This window comes from Liquorilactobacillus uvarum DSM 19971, from assembly GCF_001434935.1.
GTDB lineage: Bacteria > Bacillota > Bacilli > Lactobacillales > Lactobacillaceae > Liquorilactobacillus > Liquorilactobacillus uvarum.
The window spans coordinates 1-761 of record NZ_AZEG01000106.1; the positions used below are offsets into that span (position 1 = coordinate 1).

Here is a 761-nt window from a genome sequence, read left to right on the forward strand (position 1 = left end):
TTTAAGCGAAGAAGAAAGAGCTAATTTACGCTTTTTAAAGGCGACCGAAGGGACACCCAGTCACCGAGTTCAAAGACGCTAAAGAGGTCACTGATTGGCTCAACGATCCAGATGAGGACTAATGACTTAGTCAGCCTATACGTTAGTTTTGTAGAAACTAACGGTGGCAAGTCTCGGCCAGTTTTAATTCGTCGGGTATCAGAACAGACGGCCGAGGCTTTTAAAATTACTAGTCAGTATGAAAAGAAGTCGGCTTATATCAAGCAACAATATTATCCGATCCAAGATTGGCAATCCGCTGGGTTGAAGAAACCTTCCTGGGTCGATCTTGGTAATATTTATCGCTTTCCCAAAGCCGGTTTAAACTTTAAAGAAATCGGTCATTTAAGTAAGCTAGATCAAAATAAAATTTCAGATTTTACGCTTGACCTAAAATCAAAAAGAAGAGGTAAGGGTCAAAAGATAATTCAACAGCGATCAAGTAAAAGGAAGCACAAAGAAAGTAAAGCAGAGCTTACAAAAAGAATTCAAAAACAGTTAAAAGACTTTACTAAACACAATCCAGAAATTAAGCCAAAAAACAATCCTGAAAATAAAAACGATCGGCCTAGTTATTAGGTTGATCGTTTTTTAATTTATCCGGTTTATGGGCGTTAACATAGTCAGCAAATGTTTTTAAAAGTTCTTCGGTTTGTTCGACCGAGAGGTTATTAGCTTGAAAGTACTTTTCTAATAAAGCCCCTTTTTGAATTAATCGGCGA

The 761-nt window shown here is 37.3% G+C and carries 1 protein-coding gene and 1 pseudogene; both read left to right on the forward strand.

The window, feature by feature from the left end; translation table 11 throughout:
* Nucleotides 1-122: pseudogene (locus FD20_RS13180) on the forward strand (type II toxin-antitoxin system RelB/DinJ family antitoxin); the annotation flags it as partial.
* Nucleotides 112-618, forward strand: coding sequence for a hypothetical protein (locus tag FD20_RS13650; RefSeq protein ID WP_057738945.1), 507 nt, complete (start codon nucleotides 112-114; stop codon nucleotides 616-618). The pseudogene FD20_RS13180 and the gene FD20_RS13650, both read left to right, overlap by 11 nt.
* Nucleotides 619-761 lie beyond the last annotated feature (143 nt).